This is a genomic window from Nocardia amamiensis (genome assembly GCF_015477605.1).
GTDB lineage: Bacteria > Actinomycetota > Actinomycetes > Mycobacteriales > Mycobacteriaceae > Nocardia > Nocardia amamiensis_A.
Map to the genome: position 1 here is coordinate 156527 of NZ_JADLQX010000012.1, position 20779 is coordinate 177305.

Annotated in this window: 19 protein-coding genes; 12 read left to right on the forward strand and 7 right to left on the reverse strand. The window is 70.1% G+C overall.

Annotated features, from left to right (window positions below; genetic code table 11):
- The first annotated feature begins 72 nt into the window (after positions 1–72).
- From IU459_RS17875 to IU459_RS17890, 4 genes are read left to right on the forward strand one after another with little or no spacing between them, the layout of a single operon-like run.
- Positions 73–795 carry an alpha/beta hydrolase gene (locus tag IU459_RS17875; protein WP_195130669.1) on the forward strand — a complete coding sequence of 241 codons (723 nt, stop codon included), beginning with the start codon at positions 73–75 and terminating at the stop codon, positions 793–795.
- 40 nt (positions 796–835) lie between these two features.
- Complete coding sequence (locus IU459_RS17880; protein WP_228838072.1) at positions 836–1270, forward strand: hypothetical protein; 435 nt, start codon at positions 836–838, stop codon at positions 1268–1270.
- Positions 1263–2552, forward strand: coding sequence for a WXG100 family type VII secretion target (locus IU459_RS17885; RefSeq protein WP_195130670.1), 1290 nt, complete (start codon positions 1263–1265; stop codon positions 2550–2552). Before IU459_RS17880 ends, IU459_RS17885 begins: the two co-directional genes overlap by 8 nt.
- Positions 2534–3397, forward strand: a complete 864-nt coding sequence (locus IU459_RS17890; protein ID WP_228838073.1) for an ESX secretion-associated protein EspG — start codon at positions 2534–2536, stop codon at positions 3395–3397. Before IU459_RS17885 ends, IU459_RS17890 begins: the two co-directional genes overlap by 19 nt.
- A gap of 79 nt (positions 3398–3476) precedes the next feature.
- On the opposite strand, the gene IU459_RS17895 is transcribed toward IU459_RS17890, so the two are convergent.
- On the reverse strand, positions 3477–3824 hold the full coding sequence (locus IU459_RS17895) for a DoxX family protein (protein ID WP_195130671.1): 348 nt from the start codon (positions 3822–3824) through the stop codon (positions 3477–3479).
- Between the two features lie 183 nt (positions 3825–4007).
- On the opposite strand from IU459_RS17895, the gene IU459_RS17900 reads away from it, so the two are divergent.
- Positions 4008–4532 carry a gamma carbonic anhydrase family protein gene (locus tag IU459_RS17900; protein ID WP_195130672.1) on the forward strand — a complete coding sequence of 175 codons (525 nt, stop codon included), beginning with the start codon at positions 4008–4010 and terminating at the stop codon, positions 4530–4532.
- Positions 4533–4538: 6 nt separating this feature from the next.
- On the opposite strand, the gene IU459_RS17905 is transcribed toward IU459_RS17900, so the two are convergent.
- A complete protein-coding gene (locus tag IU459_RS17905; protein WP_195130673.1) occupies positions 4539–5162 on the reverse strand; it encodes a phosphoribosyltransferase in 624 nt (207 codons plus the stop codon).
- An 11-nt stretch (positions 5163–5173) separates the two neighbouring features.
- On the reverse strand, positions 5174–6028 hold the full coding sequence (locus IU459_RS17910) for a carbon-nitrogen hydrolase family protein (RefSeq protein WP_195130674.1): 855 nt from the start codon (positions 6026–6028) through the stop codon (positions 5174–5176).
- A 62-nt stretch (positions 6029–6090) separates the two neighbouring features.
- On the opposite strand from IU459_RS17910, the gene IU459_RS17915 reads away from it, so the two are divergent.
- Both IU459_RS17915 and IU459_RS17920 read left to right on the forward strand, forming a co-directional pair.
- On the forward strand, positions 6091–7878 hold the full coding sequence (locus tag IU459_RS17915; protein ID WP_195130675.1) for a DEAD/DEAH box helicase: 1788 nt from the start codon (positions 6091–6093) through the stop codon (positions 7876–7878).
- Positions 7879–8115: 237 nt separating this feature from the next.
- Positions 8116–11817, forward strand: a complete 3702-nt coding sequence (locus IU459_RS17920; protein WP_324198915.1) for an AAA domain-containing protein — start codon at positions 8116–8118, stop codon at positions 11815–11817.
- 6 nt (positions 11818–11823) lie between these two features.
- On the opposite strand, the gene IU459_RS17925 is transcribed toward IU459_RS17920, so the two are convergent.
- On the reverse strand, positions 11824–13002 hold the full coding sequence (locus tag IU459_RS17925) for an amino acid deaminase/aldolase (protein WP_195130677.1): 1179 nt from the start codon (positions 13000–13002) through the stop codon (positions 11824–11826).
- A 49-nt stretch (positions 13003–13051) separates the two neighbouring features.
- Positions 13052–13534 carry a TetR family transcriptional regulator gene (locus tag IU459_RS17930; protein WP_195130678.1) on the reverse strand — a complete coding sequence of 161 codons (483 nt, stop codon included), beginning with the start codon at positions 13532–13534 and terminating at the stop codon, positions 13052–13054.
- 415 nt (positions 13535–13949) lie between these two features.
- Between IU459_RS17930 and IU459_RS17935 the strand changes: the two genes are divergently transcribed.
- Positions 13950–14696 carry a tyrosine-protein phosphatase gene (locus IU459_RS17935; RefSeq protein WP_195130679.1) on the forward strand — a complete coding sequence of 249 codons (747 nt, stop codon included), beginning with the start codon at positions 13950–13952 and terminating at the stop codon, positions 14694–14696.
- Positions 14697–14703: 7 nt separating this feature from the next.
- Here IU459_RS17935 and IU459_RS17940 read toward each other — a convergent pair whose 3' ends face one another.
- Positions 14704–15960: a class I adenylate-forming enzyme family protein gene (locus IU459_RS17940; RefSeq protein ID WP_195130680.1), complete on the reverse strand. Its 1257-nt coding sequence runs from the start codon at positions 15958–15960 to the stop codon at positions 14704–14706.
- Positions 15961–16053: 93 nt separating this feature from the next.
- On the reverse strand, positions 16054–16848 hold the full coding sequence (locus tag IU459_RS17945; RefSeq protein ID WP_195130681.1) for an enoyl-CoA hydratase/isomerase family protein: 795 nt from the start codon (positions 16846–16848) through the stop codon (positions 16054–16056).
- 243 nt (positions 16849–17091) lie between these two features.
- Between IU459_RS17945 and IU459_RS17950 the strand changes: the two genes are divergently transcribed.
- From IU459_RS17950 to IU459_RS17965, 4 genes are all read left to right on the forward strand, one after another.
- On the forward strand, positions 17092–18117 hold the full coding sequence (locus tag IU459_RS17950; protein WP_195130682.1) for a glutathione S-transferase family protein: 1026 nt from the start codon (positions 17092–17094) through the stop codon (positions 18115–18117).
- Positions 18118–18256: 139 nt separating this feature from the next.
- Positions 18257–18988: a hypothetical protein gene (locus IU459_RS17955; RefSeq protein ID WP_195130683.1), complete on the forward strand. Its 732-nt coding sequence runs from the start codon at positions 18257–18259 to the stop codon at positions 18986–18988.
- Positions 18985–19995, forward strand: a complete 1011-nt coding sequence (locus IU459_RS17960; protein WP_195130684.1) for an ABC transporter ATP-binding protein — start codon at positions 18985–18987, stop codon at positions 19993–19995. Before IU459_RS17955 ends, IU459_RS17960 begins: the two co-directional genes overlap by 4 nt.
- Positions 19992–20774 (forward strand): ABC transporter permease, encoded by a 783-nt coding sequence (locus IU459_RS17965; RefSeq protein ID WP_195130685.1) that lies wholly within the window; start codon positions 19992–19994, stop codon positions 20772–20774. Before IU459_RS17960 ends, IU459_RS17965 begins: the two co-directional genes overlap by 4 nt.
- Positions 20775–20779: the final 5 nt, after the last annotated feature.

Here is a 20779-nt window from a genome sequence, read left to right on the forward strand (position 1 = left end):
CGCGCAGTGTAACCGCCTTTCACCGGAAATTGTGCGGTCCATCAGCGACACGATCTTTGGCACTATCGGTGCATGCCCTTCTTCGACGGCGCGCGCGGCCGGTTGCACTATCGGCGGTGGCCGATGGAAAACGCGCTGTACAGCGTCGTCTTGTTACCCGGAATCGGTCAGCACAGCGGTCACTATCACCGCTTCGCGCGCGCCATGAACTCCGCCGCGGCCGAGGTGTGGGCATTGGACACCTCCGGACATGGGCTGAGCGAGGGCGACCCGCGGCGGCCGGGCACCCTGACCGAGCTGGCGGATGACGCGACGCGGTTCGTCGAGCTGGTCCGGGCCGCGCAGCCGCGGCCGGTGATCTTGATGGGACACTCGCTCGGCGCGGTCACGGCGCTGGCCACGCTCGGTGCCGCGGTACCTGATCCAGCGCATGCGACACCGGATTCGGCTGCGTCCGCGTCGGACTATCCGCTGCGACCCGCCCTGCCCGCGCGGGAGCTGGCGGGACTCGTACTGTCCGGCGTCCCGAAGCGCGCGCTCGGCGGCGGAGCGCCAGGCGCGCCGGGAACGCCGCTGCCACGCGAACTTCCGGTGCTCGCGGTGCACGGAGTGGATGATCGGCGCGCACCGATCGATGCGATCAGGGTATGGACTAGCCGCCACGAATCGGTAGATTTACGGCAGTACACCGACGCAGGGCACGACCTGCTGCACGAGCCGGTGCACGCGCGGGTCACTGCCGACGTCGCGAACTGGATACAGGGTGTCGTCGTGGGGTTGGCACGACGTCCGTAAACCGAACACGCTCTTCGGATGAGGAAGGGGGACGGCGCATATGCCATCGCAGGAGAACGGGTTCGGCGGAGAGCCACCCGCCGAGGTCACCGCGCCCGGTATCGACGTCGCCGCGCTGAACCGGGCGGTCGACGACGGCTCGCTGTGGATCGACGGCCTGCTGGTCGCCGACGGCGCACATGAGCGGTGCGCACGGCAGTACGAGCAGCTCGCCGACCGGGTAGAGGCGCAGATTCGTATCTTGAGCGCGGCAACGTCGCTGCCCGGTTTCGGCGGATTCGCCTCGGGTGACGCGCTGCGCGGCGGTTTCGAGCGCAAGGCCGACGGCGCGATCGCCCGGCTCGCCGAATATGCCGCCGAGGCACGGGAACTCGCGCAGACCTTCCGTGCCGCCGCCGCGGCGTACCAGAACGCCGACCAGGCGCTCGCCGTGGCGGTCGAGCGGATCGACGTGACGGGAGCCGCTCATGCGTAAGATGCCGCGCGCCGGTGAGCGGGCCACCCACCGGCGCACCGACCCCGCCTACTCGCCCAACGTCGAGATGTTCGACAACCTCACCCATGCGGAGATCCACGCCAAGGTCCAGCTGCTGCATCCCGGCGTCCTCGCGGGTGGCCAGCAGGCCTGGGGCGACGCCGCGGCGCATCTCGCCGACGCGATCTTCCAGGCGCACACCGAGATTCGCGCCGTCATCGCCGACGGCTGGCGCGGCGCGGCCGCTGAGAACGCGGATGCGGTGGTGCGCGTGTTCGAGCAGAGCGGCCAAGACCTCGCCGACGTTTTCGCCGTGGTCTCGCAACGCCTCGGACAGGCGAGCGACGCGGCGGAGGCGCTGCGGGCCGCGGTATCCGAGCCCGCCGACGGCACGCCGGATCTCGGTGCGGCGCTGCTGGATCCGGACCAGGCGACCAGCAATGTCGAGGGCCAGAAGGCGAGCGAGCACGCACGTCAGGATGTCGTGCGCGCGATGAACGACATCTACGCGGGCGTGTTCATCCGGACCGGCACCGACGTGCCCGCGTTCCCCGACGAACTGGACGACCCGGCACCTGCCCCGTCCGCTGCCGCACCGGCGAGCAGAATCACCGGAGCCGACTCGATTTCCCGTGGTGCGCAGTCGATTTCGCTCGAAAGCGCCCCCCAAGGTCCGAGCCGGACAGTGGAGCCCAGCCTGAGCGCGGCGCCAACTGCCCAGACCCCCGCCGACGACAACCCGACGACGACAACCGCGGGAGTCACACCGACCGGCACCCCCGTCGCGGGAGACGCACCGACGGCGACGCCCCGCGTCGTATCCGCCGCCGAGACACCGCTCTCGACGGTCCCGGCCGCGTCCGGGGTCCGCGCCGTTCCCACGACGAGCGCACCTGGACCGAGGACCGCCTCCGCATCGGCGACCGGCGAGCCGGTCATCGTGCCCGGCGCGGGTAGCCAGCTCCCGCCCGAGGACCAGCGCAAGCGTGACGAGCGGCGCAAGGACAACGACAGCGGCGATGCGGTCACCGGCCTCGGCGCCGGCGCGGTGGGCGGGTTGATGGGCGGCGCGCTGGCCGCGGCCGACGCCCCGCGCTCGGGGCCGAGCCCGGCCGCGAACGCCGCGAGCGCGCGAGCCGTGCCCGTCGACGACGAAGACGACGAATTCGACCTGGACGACCTCCCGACCTTCCTGGAGCCCTCCGACGACGGCGGTGAACTCATCGGGTCGATGGATCCGACCACGCCGCCCGTGCTGGGCGAATGGGCCGAGTACGAGTGAACTGGACGCTGACCCCGGACCAGTTCGCGCTGGCTTGGTCGCGCACCGACGGCGATCGAATCCCCTATCCCCTCGCCGTACGTCTGTCCGCACGCGACACCGGGGAGCGAGCAGCGCAGTTGCCAGCGCTCGAGCGCTGGTGCGATGACGTGCTGGACGCGGATCTGGAAGCGGCGCTGCGCGTTCTCGCGCAGCCGGACCTGCGGATCGAGGTGTTCGGTCAGCGTGATTCGGCACCGGCCCCGGCGACCTGCGTTCCGCACCGGGATGGCGGACCGTTGACGCCGCCTCCGGCACCGTCGGCGAATGGCGAGCAGGCACCCGGCACGGCTCCACGGCCAATCCGGATTCTCGGCGCCGTAACCGGCAACGTCGCGGTGGTCGCGGCGCAGCGGGCGGGTGCGACGGCGGATCGCGGAGGCGACGTGCGGTTGTTCGTCGGCAGCTCTAAAAACCTATGTGCGCGGGTGGTTTCGATGCTGCCGGAAAACGTTCCTGGCACCCTGGGGCGCCTGACCGCTCCCCGTGCCCAAGTGGGCGAGGACAGCCGCAATCTGGTGACCATCCCGGTCGCCGGTCCGTCCACGCCGGCCCGGATCCGCAAGCTGCTGAAGCAACCGCGCGATGGCATCGGCCAGATCGTCGTCTCCGCCCGCCGCGGCACGGGCGAGCCGCGCCCGTTCGGCGTGCTGTGCTGGATCGACGTCGTCGCCGACGGCCGATACGCCGTGCGCACCGGTACCGACGTCGACATCGTCGCCGTGACCGCGGACCGTTTCGCCGCCCAGTTGCGCCCGCTGGTCAGCGCGGCCGCGCGCACGTCCACGGCCTACGCCCAACGCTGAACGCCCGGCGGAACTCTGCCGCGTGGGAACGCGGCCCGGGACGATACGTTCCGGCCGGATCCCTGGCGCGCAGTCGAGTTCAGCTGGCCGCCTGCAATGCCAGGGTGGCGATTGCCGGGGCCATGTACAGCAGCGGGAACGGCGTGGTCTTGTAGGAGCGAGCACGCAGCGTGGTCACAACGGCACCGGTGAAGTAGAGAATGAGACCGATGGCGGCGGCCACGCCCACGACCGGGATGAAGAAGCCGGCCACAAGGCCGACCGCCCCGGCGGCCTTGGCCGAGCCGAGCCAGTTCCACCACGACTTCGGTACGCCGTACTCCACCAAGGGCTCCACGACGAACTTCTGCCTGGTGAGCAGGGAGTAGGCCGAGAAGCCGATCCACAAGGCGGACAGGACACCAACGATGTAGTAAGCGGTGGTCATCGGAATCACGTTCCCTTCGCAGTTCGTTTTCACGTATCTGTCGAGGAGACGATGGACCGGCCGCGAGTGTGACATGCGATGACTGGACCGAACCTGGTAGCGGAGCGCCCGTGGCTATCGGCACCGGCGCCGTCGACAGGGTCATCGGGTTGACGGCTGGAGCGGACTGCTTACGGTGTACGAGTGCCACTCTATGAATTCGAAGGCAAACGTCCCGAGGTCGATCCGTCGGCGTTCATCGCGCCGACCGCGACGCTGATCGGCGATGTGCGAGTCGAGGCGGGCGCCTCGATCTGGTACGGCGCGGTGCTGCGGGCGGACCTGGCGCCGATCGTCATCCGGGAACGCGCCAATATCCAGGACAACGCGGTCCTGCACGTGCCGCCGGACGTGCCGATGGAGATCGGTTCCGGCGCGACCATCGCGCACAGCGTGGTTTTCCACGGGGCCGCGGTCGGCGCCGAGGCCATCGTCGGCAACGGCACCACGGTGCTGGACCTGGCCACCATCGGGGCGGGCAGCATGATCGCCGCGCATTCGCTGGTGCCGCCCGGCGCCGAGATCCCCGACGGTGTGCTCGCCGCGGGATCGCCCGCCGAGGTGAAGCGCCCGATCGAGGGCACGCAAGCCCAGATGTGGGTGCGGCTGAACCCGGGCTTCTACGCGGAGCTGGCGCAGCGCCATCGCAAGGGCATCACCGAGATCTGAGCGCGCTCAGCACAGCAGCGCGGTGACCTCCGCGTCCCCGAGCTGATGGAAGTCACGGTAGGCGCCGCCGACGCCGCCCAGCGAGCGCGGCACCCACGGACAGACCACCTCGTCGGCCTCGTCGGCCACCCGGCGCATCGCCTCCGTCGAGGCGACCGGTATCGCGGCCACGACCCGCGCGGGCTGGTGGAGGCGCGCGACCCGGCAGGCGGCCGCGACGGTGGCGCCGGTCGCCATCCCGTCGTCGACGATCACCACCGTGCGTCCCTCCAGCGGAATCGGCTGGGCGTCGCCGCGCAGCACCTGCTTGCGCCGTTCCAACTCGGCGCGCTCCCTGGCCTCGATCGCGGCCACGTGCTGCTGCGATACGCCGGTGTGCGCCAGCACGTCCGAGTTGAGCACACGCACGCCGTCCTCGCCGATGGCGCCCATGGCCAGCTCCGGCTGCCACGGCACACCCAGCTTGCGAACCAAGAGGACGTCGAGGTCACCACCGATCACGTCGCGCACCGCGGCGGCCACCGGGACCCCGCCCCGGGGCAGGCCGAGCACCAGCGGGTTCGACGCCCGCAGGTGTTCCAGATGCGCACCCAGCGCGCGACCGGCCGAGGTCCGATCGGTGTAGACCATCGATTCGAACGCTACTCCGGTCCGCGCGCGGCGATCGAGAATCTGCGCAACGCGAGGCTCGGGTTGGTGGTGCGCACCTTGCTCAGGTACGCGAGGTCGATGCCCGCGGTCAGCACACCGGGCTCGTCGCCGAGTTCCGCGAGCACCGCACCGGTCGGGTCCACGATCATCGAGGCGCCCGCACCTCGCGGTGCTGCCTGATCCGCGGCGGCCACGTACACGGTGTTCTCGATGGCGCGGGCACGCACCAGCGTCGTCCACTGGTCCACCTTCCCCGGCCCTGGAATCCACTGCGCGGGCAGCAGCAGCACCTGCGCGCCGGCGGCGGCGACCCGGCGCACGCCTTCCGGGAAGCGCAGATCGAAGCAGGTCTGCATGCCGAATGTGACATCCGCGACGGTGAAGGTGGCCGGCGCTTCGATCGCGCCCGGCTCGACCACGTCGGACTCCACGTGCCCGAAGGCGTCGTAGAGGTGCACCTTCCGGTACCGCGTGACGAGGCCGCCGTCGGGTCCGAGCACGACGAGCGTGTTGCGAATCCGGTCACCACCGGGGGCGACTTGCTCTACCGTTCCGGCGACCAGAAACACCCCGAATTCGCGGGCGATATCGCCGAGTCCGGTGACGAACGGGCCGGTCAACGGCTCGGCGACGGCGACGACCCGCTCGTCGAGACGGGTCACGGCAAACATCGAGTATTCCGGCGCGACCACCACGCGCGCCCCACGCTCGCCGGCCGCGCGCACGTGTTCGCGCAGCGCGCCGAGGTTGGCCGAAGGGTCGGTCGAGGGGGCGAACTGGACGACCGCCACGTCCAGCTGATCCGGCGTCCGGTCCTGATGCGCGGGCGAGTCGTCCAGTTGCATAGATCTCACCGTATTGGGGCGGTGGCCGGGACGGCCAGCACGAGGCAGTAAACTGCTGGTCAATGAGTACCAATCAGGTCGACAGCGTTCCTGGCGACAACGACAGGGACACCGACGGCCCGTCTTTCGCCGATCTCGGTATCGATGACCGCATCCTCGCCGCTATTGCCGACGTCGGCTATGAATCGCCTTCGCCGATTCAGGCCGCGACGATTCCCCCGCTGCTCTCCGGCGCCGATGTGGTCGGTCTCGCGCAGACCGGCACCGGCAAGACCGCCGCCTTCGCCATCCCGATCCTGATGGGCCTGGAGGCCACCGGCCGGAGCCCGCGCGCGCTCGTGCTCGCCCCGACCCGCGAGCTCGCGATCCAGGTCGCCGAGGCGTTCGGCCGCTACGCCGCGCACATCCCCGGCCTGCATGTGCTGCCGATCTACGGTGGCCAGAGCTACGGCGTCCAGCTGTCGGGCCTGCGCCGCGGCGCGCACGTCGTGGTCGGTACGCCGGGCCGGGTGATCGATCACCTGGAGAAGGGCACGCTCGACCTGTCGCAGCTGCAATACCTGGTGCTCGACGAGGCCGACGAGATGCTCAAGATGGGCTTCCAGGAGGACGTCGAACGCATCCTCGCCGACACGCCCTCGGACAAGCAGGTGGCGCTGTTCTCCGCGACCATGCCTCCGGCGATCCGCAAGATCTCCAAGCAGTACCTGCACGATCCGGTCGAGATCACGGTCAAGGCGAAGACCTCGACGGCCACCAACATCACCCAGCGCTGGGTGCTGGTCTCGCATCAGCGCAAGCTGGACGCGCTCACCCGGGTCCTCGAGGTCGAGTCGTTCGAGGCGATGATCATCTTCGTCCGCACCAAGCAGGCCACCGAGGAGCTCGCCGAGAAGCTGCGCGCCAGGGGTTTCTCCGCCGCCGCGATCAACGGCGACATCGCGCAGAACCAGCGCGAGCGCACCATCGGCCAGCTCAAGTCCGGTTCGCTCGACATCCTGGTCGCCACCGACGTCGCCGCCCGCGGGCTGGACGTGGACCGCATCTCGCACGTGGTCAACTACGACATCCCGCACGACACCGAGTCCTACGTGCACCGGATCGGCCGCACCGGCCGGGCCGGCCGCAGCGGTGAGGCACTGCTGTTCGTGGCGCCGCGCGAGCGGCACCTGCTCAAGTCGATCGAGCGGGCCACCCGGCACCCGCTGACCGAGATGCAGTTGCCCAGCGTGGAAGACGTCAACGCCCAGCGCGTCACCAAGTTCGGCGACGCCATCACCGAGAACCTCACCTCGTCGAATATCGCGCTGTTCCGGAAGCTGATCGAGGATTACGAGCGCGAGCACAACATCCCGCTGGCCGATATCGCGGCGGCACTGGCGGTCGGCTCGCACGACGGCGACAACTTCTTCATGGAGCCCGAGCCGGAGCCGGCCGAGCGCCCGCAGCGCGATCGTCCGCTGCGCGAGCGGCCCGCGCGGCGGTTCGAGGAGGACCGCGGCGGGTCGCACCACCGCGTCAGCGGAACGGAGCTGGCGACCTACCGGATCAGCGTCGGCAAGCGGCATCGCGTGGTGCCCGGCGCGATCGTCGGCGCGATCGCCAACGAAGGCGGCCTGCGCCGCAGCGATTTCGGGCACATCAGCATCCGCCCCGATCACAGCCTCGTGGAGCTGCCCGCGCAGCTGCCCGCGGAGACGCTGGAGGCATTGCGGCGCACCAGGATCAGTGGTGTGCTGATCCAGTTGCAGCTGGACTCGGGTCCGCCGCAGCATCGCACGTTCAGCCGCGGCCAGCGCCGGGAGCGCGAGGGCGCCAAACGACCGGAGCGCCGTAAGCCACGCTCCTGAGCCGGGGAGGGTACGCCGAGGTAGACGCATCCGGACGGGTTCCGTCCACACCGCGCCGGGTCGAGCGAAGGCTCGCACAGCCGCTCATGCGCAGACGAGCGAAGGCTCGAGCAGCCGCTATGCGCCGGGCCACGCGCAGTCGAGGCAGCCGCATAGCTACAGTGTTGCCGTCCGTGCGTAACGAGGCGCACACGGCAGCGGGTGTCCCGCGAAGACACAGGAGGGCCGCGTTTGTTCGTGTTCGGTGATCGTGTCGTCTGCACCGCCGTCGATCTTGTGCGCGCGGCGCACTGCGAATTCGCCATGCTGCGCGCCCTCGATACCGAACTGGGCACCCTCCCAGCCGAACCCGGCACCGCCGCACCGGCGCCCGAACACGCACGTGAAATCGATGACGCTCGGCAACGCCATCTCGCCGACTACCGCGCCCGGTTCCCGGGAGCGGTCGTGGAGATCGACCGCCCGCCGGACAACGTCGGAGACCCGGCCGAACCCAGCGATGGAGTGAGCGCATCGGCACCCAGTGATGGAGTGAGCGGTCGCGCATCGGCACGTATCGCGGCCCTGACGGCCGCGCACACCGAAACCGTCGCGGCCCTGCGCGCGGGCGCGCACGTCGTCCACGGCGCCACCTTCTTCGACGGCCGATTCCATAGCTCCTGTGACTTTCTGGTACGCGCGGAACATCGAGTCCGCTACACCGTGCACGGCGCCGCGCGCACGGCGGCGGATCGCGTGGGCGCCGCGCTCGAACTCGCCGCCTGCGCCGCCGCCCTCGACCGTTCGGGCGCGCTGACCGCGCCTTTCGTCCGGCTGCACCTGGGCGAGGTGAGCATGGCCGAGGCGCTGAGCGAGCTGCTGCCGGTGTATCGGGCGCGCAGGCGCCGGGTGGAGCGCATCGTGGACGAGAAGCTCGGCGAACTGCTGCCGGTCCAGTGGGGCGACCCCCGCTATCTCGCCTGCGGCCGCTGCCGCACCTGCACCGCCGCCCTGTCGGCCGCCCGCGATCTGCTGCTCGTCGCCGGAATGGCGTCCCCGATCCGCGCCCGCCTGCGCGAAGCCGGAGTGAGCACCATCGATCGCCTGGCCGCCACCGAGATCGCGGTGCCGGGTGTGCCGCCGCGTACCGTCGCGGCGCTGCGTCGCCAGGCGGAAATCCAACTGCGGCGCGAAGTTTCGAACGAACCGACGTACGCCCTGACCGACCCGGCCGCGCTGGGCGCACTGCCGCCGCCCTCCCCCGGCGACCTCACGCTCACCATCGGGGGCGGCGGACGGATGCCCCGCACGGTCGAGATCGGCGGCTTGGACAGTGTGCACCTGTCCCTGTGTTGGTCTTCCGGCCCGGATGAGCGGGGCGGCGGCGGGACCGCGGAACGCCGCGCGCTCGAGCAGGTGCTCGACTCTCTGGCACAGCGGCGGCGGATGTATCCGGACCTGCACATCTATCACTACACCTCGGCGGCGCGCACGGCGCTGCTGCACTGCGCCGGGCAGCACGGCGTCGGCGAGGAGTTCGTCGACGAGTTGCTCCGCGCGGGCGTCCTGGTCGACCTGTACCCGGTCGTACGCAACGCGATGATCATCGGCGAGCCGTCCTATGACCTGAGCACACTGCGGCGAATGTGGCCCGATGCGGAACATTCGAGCGACAATCACACCGTATTCCGGCTGCGCGATTGGCTGCTCGATTGTGCGTCCGAGCAACGTGATGCCCGGGACAGTGCGTGGAGCACGGTGCCCGTCGCAGGCGAAGCGGAGCCCGCGCCGGCGTCCCGGCAATGGTCACCGCGGGCTGCCGCGGTGGAATTCGCTGCGGGACCGGAAGGCGCACAGCATCCTGTCGACCATGCCGCCGAGCAGCACCTCGGACCGCAGGCAAGAGCCGGTTCGTGGTGGACCGCGACCGTCCCGGGCACGCCGGAACCCGCGCCGGCGCCCCGGCAATCGTCAGCGGGGGCTGGTGCGGCGGAATACGTGGCGGAACCGGGGGATGCACAGCATCCTGCCGAGCAGCACCTCGCACCGCAGGCAAGGGCCGGTTCGTGGTGGACCGCGGCCGTCCCGGCCGCGCCGGAACCCGCACCACCGCCCCGGCCGTCGTCTCTGGAGGCTGCCTTGGCGGAATACGCTGCGGGACTGGGTGATTCCCTGCACCCCGCGGCTTTGATGGCCGCCGCACTCGGCTATCACCGGCGCGAGCGGCAGCCGCTGTGGTGGGCCCATGCCGACCGGCTCAGCCACCCGGTGGACGAATGGCCCGACGCGCCAGGGGTTCTCGTCGCCGACTGGGGCACGGTGGACACCAAATGGCATCGTCGCCCCGACCTCCCGACCATGCGGCGGTATCTGACGCTGACCGGCCGAATCGGAACCGGCGCTAGCGGCGCGGCGGGGCCGAGTGTGCTCACCCCCGGCACAACGGTCTACACCTTCTACGACCAGCCGCCGCCCGCGGGCATGGTCACCGCGGTCGGCCACCGGGCTACCGCGACGGCGACGGTGCTCGGATGCTCGGTGGACACCGAGTTCGACGACACCGTCCGGCTGGAGGAACTGCTGCCCGAAGGCTGCGAGCCCTACGACGAGCTGCCGACCGCCATCGCGCCCGACCTGCCAGCCTGGGACGAAAACGCCGAACTCACGGTCGAACTGGCGGCGCAACAGTTGCTCATGACCCTCCCGGACACGCCGCGGGAAGCGGTCTTCGACATCCTCGCGCGCCGCCCGCCCCGGCTCCACGGCGGCGTGAGGTTGCCCGAGGTGCACGGCGATCATGCAGCGGCGATCACCGCGGCCGTGCGCGCGCTCGACCGCTCCTACGTCGCGGTGCAGGGACCGTCGGGAACCGGGAAGACTTCGACCACGGCCCGGGTGCTGGAGCGCCTGGTCACCAAGCACAACTGGCGCGTCGGCATCGTCGCGCGGGACCACGCGACCGTGGAGAACCTGCTCGACGCGATCGTGCGGGTCGGCGTGCTGCCGGAGCTGGTCGCCAAGAAGGACGCGGCGGCGGTCGCCCCGGTGTGGGCGGTGATCGACGCCGCCCGCTATCCGCGTTTCCTGGACAACGCCATCAGTGGCTGCGTGCTCGGCGGCACTCCGGCCGATTTCGCGAACGAGGAACTGGTGCCGCGTGAAGCCCTCGATCTGCTCCTGATCGCCGACGCGGGCCGTTTCGCGCTGGCCGACACCGTGGCCGTCGCCGCGAGCGCACGCAACCTGCTGCTGCTCGGCGATCCCGTGCCGTCGGCCGTGCGCGGGACCCATCCGGCTCCGGTCGGTGAATCAGTGCTCGGCTGGCTGGCCCAGGGGCGTCAGACTCTGCCCTCCGAACGCGGCTACTTCCTGGACCGGACCTGGCGGATGCATCCCGCGGTATGCGAACCCGTCTCCCGGCTGTACTACGACGGACGACTGCGCTCCAATGAAACCGTCACGCTGGCAAGGCGTCTGGACGGCGAGGAGCCCGGCGTGCGCACCGTCCTGGTCGACCACCACGGGAGTGCCACCACCTCGCCCGCCGAGGCGCGGGAGGTGGTGCGCCGGGTCCGCGCGCTGCTCGGCATGTCCTGGACGATCGGCGCGACGACGCGCCGGGTGCACCCGCACGACATCTTCGTGGTCGCGCCATACGCCGCGCAGGTGGGGCGGATCCGGACCATGCTCGCCCGGGCGAAGATCGAGGACGTGCTGGTGGGCACGCCGGATCGATTCCGTGGCAGGGAAGCGGCGGTGGTGCTGCTTTCGATGACCACATCCAGCCCCGCCGACGCCCCTTACGGCATGCGGTCGCTGTTGTCCCGGGGGCTGATCCGCGCCGCGCTGTGCCGGGCCATGTGGAAGGCGATCATCATCCGCTCGCCGCTGCTCACCGAGTATCTGCCCGCCACCATGGAAGAGCTGGCCGACCTGGGCGCGTTCCTGCGGCTGGGCTGACCGCGGTCAGCCGAAGCAGACGCCCTCGCCACGGTAGGTCGGCACGGAGACGCGGGAGCCGTCGGCGTCGACCAGATGAAGCGTGTCGAACCGCTCGCACAGTTCCCCGGCCTTCGCGTGCCGGAACCACACCCGATCACCGATCCGCAGTTCCGCGGCGCCCGACAGCGGCGTTTGCACCTCTCCGGCGCCTTCGGTGCCGAGCAGCTTCAATCCGCTGGGCCACACCGGTTTCGGTACTCGGGACGGCCCTGCCGGGCCCGAGGCGATGTAGCCGCCCGCGAAGACGGTGGCGATCTTCCCCGTGGGCCGCCGCAGTACGGAGGTGGCGAAATACAGTGCGGGCCTGGGGGTGAACGATCGGTAGTGGTCGAACAGCGTCGGCACGTAGAGGCCCGATCCGGCGGTCACCTCGGTCACGTCCGGGTCGGCGACGCTGACTTCGATGGATCCGGTGCCGCCGCTGTTGACGATCTCCAGCTTGCCGGTCACCGAGCGGACCGCGTCGAGCACCTTCGCGCGCCGCTTGGCGATCTCCGCCGCCGACGCCCGCTTCACCAGTCGCACCGCGGCATTCGCGTCGGGCAGCCCGGCGATCTGCGCCTCGTAGGTCATCACGCCCACCACGTCGAAACCGCGGCGCACCGCGTCGCTCGTCAAGGCGGCCGCTTCCTGTGGCGTCCGAACCGGGGACCGGCGGACACCGAGATGCAGCGGGCCGATGCGCAGCGAGGCGTCCACGTCCAGGCAGACCCGGGGGCGCACCCGATCGGTGCCGAGAGCGGCACGGATCAGCTCGAGCTGGGCGGCGTCATCGATCATGAGCGTGATCGATCGCAACAGGATGTCGTCGGAGGCCAGTTCGGACAGCGCGGCGCGGTCCACGGTCGGATAGCCGAGCAGGACGTCGCGCGCCCCGTGGCGCACCAGCCAGATGGCCTCACGCAGGGAATAGGACATGATGCCCGCGAAACCGCCCGCGGCGGTGAGGTCCGCACCGAGGACTTCGGCGAGAACGGCGCGGCAGCGCACAGATTTGCTGGCCACCCGCACCGGGACACCGCCGGCGCGACGCACCAGATCGGCGGCGTTGGCGCGCAGCACGGCCAGGTCGAGGGCGGCCAGCGGTGGGTCCAGTTCGGCGGTGGCCGCGTGCAGCCCCGCGATCGGCGACGTCTGGGTCACCAGGACACTCAACCACCAAACTGGTCGATCGTCCAGTATTTCGGAAGAGCTAGGCCTCGACGGCTTTGGTGACCAGAGTGCTGGTCATATCGTCGAGGACCACGAGCATGGTCTCGTCGTTGCAGTCGGCCAGCCAGCGCAAGACGGTGCCCTGTACGAGCGAGACGACAAGCGACGCGATCGACTCGACCGGCTCCAGCCATTGCGTTTGCGAACGTTCCGCGCACAGCTCCAAAAACGCGGTAACCTCCGCGTCCTTGTCGCGATAGAACGCTGCCGCGATCGGGTCCGGCAAGCAGCTGTTGCCCGCCTCCCAGTTCGTCCGCAACGCCTGCACGGTCATCTCGTATGACCTGACCTGCTTGATCGGAGTGGCCTTGACCAGCGGCCAGTACGCGCTGATTCCGGCATGCAGCAGCACGCGCAGTGCGCGGAGGCCCGTGTAGTCGAGTGTTGCCGCCGCCTGTTCGACGGCCTCGAGAACGGCCGGCCGTAGCCGAATCTCCGTTATTACTTCTCCACCTGCGCTCAACGACGACTCCCTCGGCGAAAGAACACTTACGCACCTCGGTCGGCACGACTCGCTGAACATGGCGGGCAACTTCTAGAAAACTCCACGCTGCCCGGTCCAACGTTCATCAATGTTAGAGGGTTCTCCGGTTTTAGAAACGGGTTCATTGGGTATTTCCGTACTGGAAGAATGTTTTGTTACCCAACCGCGATCGCGATGCAATGGACCCGTGTCGCCCGGAATCCCCGCCATGACGGGCGATCTCGGACCGTGCCGGTCATCGACAGACCGTAGAAGAGGGTACGGTCCGCGGCCCTAGCATCCCAAGTCTTGTGATGAACCCCACACTGGAACCACCCAAATCGGTCAGCTTATTGTGTGGGGTTCGATCCGCGATGGACATCCTTTCGTACCGCGGGGCCGATAGCCTGGATCGGTGACTCTCTCGCCACCCGCCGACCAGTACTTCCTCTCCGGCACCTTCAACTTCCGGGATACCGGCGGCCTGCGCACCGATGACGGCGCGAAGGTCCGCCCCGGGGTGCTGCTGCGCTCGGCCCAGCTGAGCGGGCTCGACGAGGCGGGCCACGCCGCGCTGCGCGAACTGCGCGTCACCGACGTGCACGACCTGCGCGGACACCGCGAGATCGCGCATATCGGGGCCGATCGCCTGCCCGCGGACGTCCGGCTGACCGTCACGCCGTTCGATTCCAGAATGGCCGAGGCCCCGCCGCACGAGGCGACCGCGCGGACCGCGTACACGCACATGCTCGAGGTCTACCGGATGTTCCCGGCGTTACCCGAGGCACACGCCGCCATCGCGGCGCTCGCCGAATCCATCCTGCGCGGCGCCGGCGCCGTGCTGGTGCACTGCGCGGCGGGCAAGGACCGCACCGGCTGGGCCGTCGCGACACTGCTGCGCGCGGTCGGCGTCACCGAAGACGATGTGCGGGCCGATTACCTGGAGAGCAACGGGGCCGTCCCCGCACTGCGCTCCTTGATGACGTCGAAACTGCTGGGCGGCGAGGAGGTCTCGGTGGACCTGCTCGGCGTGCGCGAGGAATACCTGGAGACCGCTACGGTCTCGATGCGGGAGCTGCACGGCGATCTGCGCGGCTATATCAGGGCCGTCGGCCTGACGCCCGAGCTGCTCGCGCGCCTGCGCACCCGCATGCTGGAGTGAGTCCGGACTACTCGGCGGGCACCGCTTCCCGGCGCACCAAGCCGTCGGCGTCGATCGTCACTTGGTCGCCGGTGTGGAACCAGGTTCCGGTGAAACGCGCCGCGGTGGTGGTCGGGTCGTCCCAATAGCGTGGCGTGACGTTCGGCCCGCGGCACAGCAGTTCCCCGTGTCCCGCGGTCGCCTTCGGGCCCCATAGCGCCAATTCGGTACCGCCGAACGGGAATCCGAGCACGGCGTCCGCGCCCGACGGGTCTGCCGCCTGCTCGGCGTCGTCCACCGCGAGGCCGATGCCGCTGGTCTCGGTCGCACCCCAGACCGACCACTGCCGAGCGGCCGGGAACACACCACGGAGTTCGGCCGTCAGGTCGAGGAGGGTGGCCGACGCCGCGGCGCGTTCGGCACGGTGACCGGCTTTGCTGATCCGCGCGACGCCCTCGGTGCACAGCCCCTCGGCGCGCAGCTCGGCCAGCTCCGGCACCAGGCCCGCGAAGATCCGCGGGGTCGCGGAGACCATGTCGATGCGTTCCGCCGCGATGGCCTCGGCCATGCCGCAGCTGTCCCGGGCGAGCACGACCGTGCCACCGACCGCGAAGGTCGGCAAAAGCTGATCGACACAGCCGCTGGCGTGCGCCAACGGCAGCAGCACCAGATTGCGCAGGCCGTCGGTGGGCAGATCCAGCGCGGCGACCATGGAGCGCACCGCGGAGAGCAGGTTCTCGTTGGTCAGTTCCACGCCCTTGGGCGTGCAGGAGCCGCTCGTGTAACACAGCAGCGCCAGATCACTCAGCGACGCACCGTCATCGATGTACGCTGCGCCGTCGGGCAGCTCTGTCTCGCCCCCTGGACGGCCGAGCACGAAATCCGCACGGCTGTCGATGATCACCCGCTCGGCCACCGCCTCCGGCAAACCGTCGTGCACCAGCACCGGCACCGCACCGCTGAGCAGGGCGCCGAGGAAGGCTTGCACCCAGCGCGCACCCGAGGGCAGGTAGATGGCGACCCGATCGCCGTAGCCGATCCCGTGCTCCTGCAAACCGCCGGCGATCCGGGACGCGGCGTGCCACAGCTCCCGATAGGTCAGGCGCGGGCCGCCGACCTCCACCACCGCCTCACGGGTGGAAAACGCGTGCACCTGCAGATCCAGTAGCTCGGTCAGCGCTGGTGTGAGGTTTCCGTAGCGCAGTACGCCGTCGGCGCCTCGGGCTAGCGGGTTATCCCAGACATGCGGGCCGGTCAGGGGGTATTCGACGAGAAACTGCGACATTCGTCCTCCGCGTGCCTCGAGTGAGCAGGCACCTGCGACTATATGACTCGGGTCACAATCTCGCTGGGATAGGCGACGAACGTGTCCGACCTGTCACCGGCCGGTGTAGCTGGCCTTGCCCGGACCCACCTCGAGAAAACTGCGCACGGCCCCCCGGAGATCGTCGGTCGCGAACAGGGCGCCGGACACCTCCGGTGTCGCCGAATCCGCATGTGCCACACCGCCGGAACGCCACGCCTCGATGATCCGCTTGGTTGCCGCGTGCGCCTTCGTCGGGCCGTCGGCCAGCCGGTGGGTCAGCGCCCTCGCCGCCGCGTCGAGGTCGTCGTGCACCGCGTTCACCACACCCCACTCGGCCATCGTCGCCGCGTCGTAGAGGTCGCCGGTCATCACGAACTCGCGAGCCCGTCCCGACCCGGCGCGCTCGGCCAGACGCTGCGGGCCGCCCATCGACGGGGTCAGCCCGACCACGGTCTCCACCAACCCGAACTTCGCCTTCGGCGCGGCCAGCAGGATGTCGCAGGCGAGTGCGATCTCGAAGGCCGCGGTCAGCGTCAGCCCGTGCGCGGCGAACACCACCGGGCACGGCAGCGCCTCCAGCGGATGGATGATCTGCGCGAACAGCGTCTGCCACAACTCGGCGCCCTGCTCGACGGTCAGGCCGTCGAACACGTGCACGTCCACACCGCCGGACACCACCTTGCCTTCGGCGCGCAGCAGCAGTGCGCGCGGCGGTCGCGCGGACAGCTCGGCGACGTCGGCGATCACCGCGTCCAGCATCGCCCGATCGAACAGGTTGAGCGGCGGATGGGCGAACGTGAGGGTCGCCACCTCGGCGCCGGCGTCGGTGCAGTCGCGTTCCAGGCGGGTGGCCTTCGTTTCACTCATCCGGTCAGCCTAGGCGTACCTCCGCCTCCGCTCCGGCCGTGCGCGGGGCTGAGGACGCACTGCGTCCGACAAGGCCAACGTGCGTACCTCCTGCCTCCGCTCCGGCCCTGCGCGGGGCTGAGGACGCACTGCGTCGACAAGGCCAACGTGCGTAACTCCTGCCTCCGCCGCGGGCACGCGCTTGCTGAAGACCGACTACGTCCGACAGCGCCCATCGGCCCTTCGATCTGCGAAACTGTCCAGGTGACCAAGTCGGCTAGCGAAAGCGGTTCCTACGTCGAGCCCGGCGAGTTCAAGAGGGACACGAACTACATCACCACCCGGATCACGGCCGACGGCCGCGACGGCTATCCGGTCGAGCCGGGGCGCTACCGGCTCGTCGCGGCGCGGGCCTGCCCGTGGGCCAACCGCACCTTGATCGTGCGGCGTCTGCTCGGCCTCGAGCAGGTGCTCTCGCTCGGCCTGTGCGGTCCCACGCACGACAAGCTCAGCTGGACCTTCGACCTGGATCCCGGCGGCGTCGACCCGGTGCTCGGCATCCCCCGGCTGCGCGACGCGTACCTGGCACGATTCCCGGACTATCCGCGCGGCATCACGGTGCCCGCCATCGTGGACGTGCCGAGCGGGCAGGTTGTCACCAACGACTACGCCCAGATCACGGTGGACTTCTCCACCGAGTGGAACGACTATCACCGGCCCGGCGCGCCGCGGCTGTACCCCGAATCGCTGCGCGCGGAGATCGATGAGGTGAACCTCGCGGTGTTCCGCGACGTCAACAACGGCGTCTACCGGTGCGGGTTCGCCGGCGCGCAGGACGCCTACGACGCCGCCTACAACCGGCTCTTCAACCGGCTGGATTGGCTGTCGGAACGCCTTGCCGCACAACGCTATCTGGTCGGCGACACGATAACCGAAGCGGACATACGGCTCTTTACGACACTGGTGCGCTTCGACGCCGTCTATCACGGGCACTTCAAGTGCAACCGGTCCAAACTCACCGAGATGCCGGTGCTGTGGGCGTACGCGCGCGATCTGTACCAGACCCCCGGCTTCGGCGACACCATCGACTTCGGGCAGATCAAGGCGCACTACTACTTGGTGCACCGGGACATCAACCCGACCGGAATCGTCCCGAAGGGTCCCGACCTGGCGAACTGGTTGACCCCGCACGGCAGAGAAGCCCTCGGCGGCAGCCCGTTCGGCGACGGAACCCCGCCGCCCCCGCCACCATTGGCCGAACGCGCACCCGCGGTGCAGGGCCCCGCATAACGTTGCCCGGCCGAGTTCGAGCGAAGGCGAGGCAGCCTGATGGAACCGATCCGCCTGGGTACTTCGTTGTCATGACGAGCTGACGGCAACCGGTGCCATACAGTTCAACCCAGGAGACCGGAAGAGGAGGATGCCGCCGATGCTCAAAGGCGCGTTCGAGAAGACGGTGGTCGAGCTGCTCGATACCGGGTCCCGCCTGCAGGCGCCCGCGGTCGCCAAGTATGTGGACCGGATCCGGCGCTCCCACCCCGACGAAACCCCCGCACAGATCATCGAGCGGTTGGAGAAGCAATACCTGCTCGCGGTGACCGGCAGCGGTGGCGCGGTGGGCGCGACCGCCGCGCTCCCCGGCGTCGGCACCATCGCCGCGGTCGCCGCGGTGAGCGCGGAAACCACCTTCTTCATGGAGGCATCGGCGGTCTTCACCCTCGCGGTGGCCGCGGTGCACGGCATTTCGCCGCAGGATCAAGAGCAGCGCAGGGCGTTGGTGCTGGCCGTTGTGCTGGGCGAGAGCGGCATGGAGATCGTGCAGAAAACCGTCGGCACCTCCGCGAAGAACTGGGGCACGGTATTCGCCAACCGGATTCCCGGGCTGTCGAGCATGAATGATTCGCTGCTGAAGCGGTTCATCATCCGGTTCATCACCAAGCGCGCCGCGCTGATGGCGGGCAAGGTGCTGCCCGCAGGCATCGGCGCCGTGATCGGCGGCGCGGGCAACCGCGCGCTCGGCAAGGCCACGGTCACCAACGCGCGCAACGCATTCGGGCCGCCACCGGTCGTCTGGCCGGCCGACCGGTACCTGATCGTCGACGCCGATCCGCTCACCGCGATCGACCCGTCGAAGCCGCAACCTCCGGCCACGCCACGATGAGCGTGCGCCGCGCGCCCACCGGAGCGCGCCCGGTCGCGTTCGCGGTCCGGGGATTGACCAAGCGGTACGACCTGGCGACCGCCGTGACGGACGTCAGCTTCACCGTGCCCTCCGGCACCACCGCGGCGCTGGTGGGTCCGCGGGGTGCGGGCAAGACCACGATCCTGCGGGCGCTCCTCGGGCTCGTCGCCCCTAGTTCCGGTACCGCCTCCGTGGTCGGACCGGGCTCGGCGCGACCCGACGCCGGCGCTTCGGCTCGGGTGGTCGGCGGCGTGCTCGCGCCCCGCGGACTGCATCCGGCTCGGACAGCGCGACAGCACCTGCTGATCTACGCGGCTGCGGCGGGCCTTCCGGACGCACGGGCGGGCGAGGTGCTCGAGCTCGTAGGACTGGAAGAGCACACCGCGACCAAGATCGGCAACCTGTCGATCGGGCAGCAGACCAGACTCGCGCTGGCCACCGCGCTGCTCGGCGATCCTCCGCTGCTGGTGCTCGACGATCCGATGGACGGACTCGACGGCGCCGAACGCGGCTGGCTGCAGGAGTTCCTGCGCAGGCACACCCGCCGCGGCGGCAGCGCCCTGCTGTCCAGCGAGAGCCTCGCCGCGGTGCTTCCGGGCGCGGACCACCTGATCGTGCTGAACGAGGGCGCGGTGGTGTACCAGGGCAGCCCGGCCCGGCTGCGGCGCGGACATCCGGACCGGCTGGTCGTCGCGGCGTCCCCGCCCATCGCGCTGGCGACCGTGCTCGCCGCACAAGGGTTTACCGACGCGGTGATCCGCCCGGATGGCCGCCTCGCCGTCGCCGAGGCCGACGAGGCGCAGATCCGAGCGGCGGCCACCACGGCCAAAGTGCGGATCGACAGCATCGTCTCCGACCCCATCCACCCCGACCGGGTGCTCGCGTCGCTGACCAAACCCACGGCCGCGCCCGCGCCGCACTATCCCGGCCTCGCCGCGCCCGGCACCCAGCAACCGTCGCCGCTGCCCTACGGAATCCCACGATGATCGCTATCCTCCCCGCGGACTTGGTGCCGACCGTCAACTCCGAGATCCGCAAGGTCGTCACGATGCCGCGCGGCCAGCTGGTCGCGGGCGCCGTACTCGCGATCGCGCTGATCGCGAGCATCGCCTCGGCGGGCCTGGCCGGGCCGCCGGACCCGCGCGGCGAGCCTGCCACCGGCGCGGCGACGATCGGCCTCTATGTCGGTCTCGGCGTGGTCGCGCTCGCGGCCGCCGTCTTCGGCGCGGTGAGCACCGGCGCGGAGTATCGGTACCACACGGTGCCGGTCAGCGTGCTGTTCACCGCCGACCGCGATCGGCTGGCCGCCGCGAAGTTCCTGGTCATCGGTTGTTGCGCGGTGGCGGCGGCCGCGGCCGTCGAACTGGTCTCGCTCGGCGGCCTGCTCGCCGCGGGTCGCGACAAGATCGCCATAACCGCGGAGCTGTTCGCCGTGCTCGGCGGCGGCCTGCTCGCCGCGGTGTGCTGGTCGCTGATCGGCGCGAGCGCGGGCATCCTGGTGCGCTCCTCGTCCAGGGCGGTGGCGCTGCTGCTCGGCTGGATCGGGCTCGCCGAGCCACTGCTGTGGCTGGTCAGCCGCTTTCTCGGCATCCCGGGCGTGGTGACCCTGCTGCCCGTTTCCGCCACCGTCGGCACCGTAGCCGTCGGCTCCTATCCGGAAAGCGATTTCCTCGCCCCCACCCCGGCCGCCATCGTGGTGCTGCTGCTGTGGACCATCGGCCTAGGTGCCGCGAGCTGGTGGAGCCTGCGCACCCGCGACCTGTGACCCCA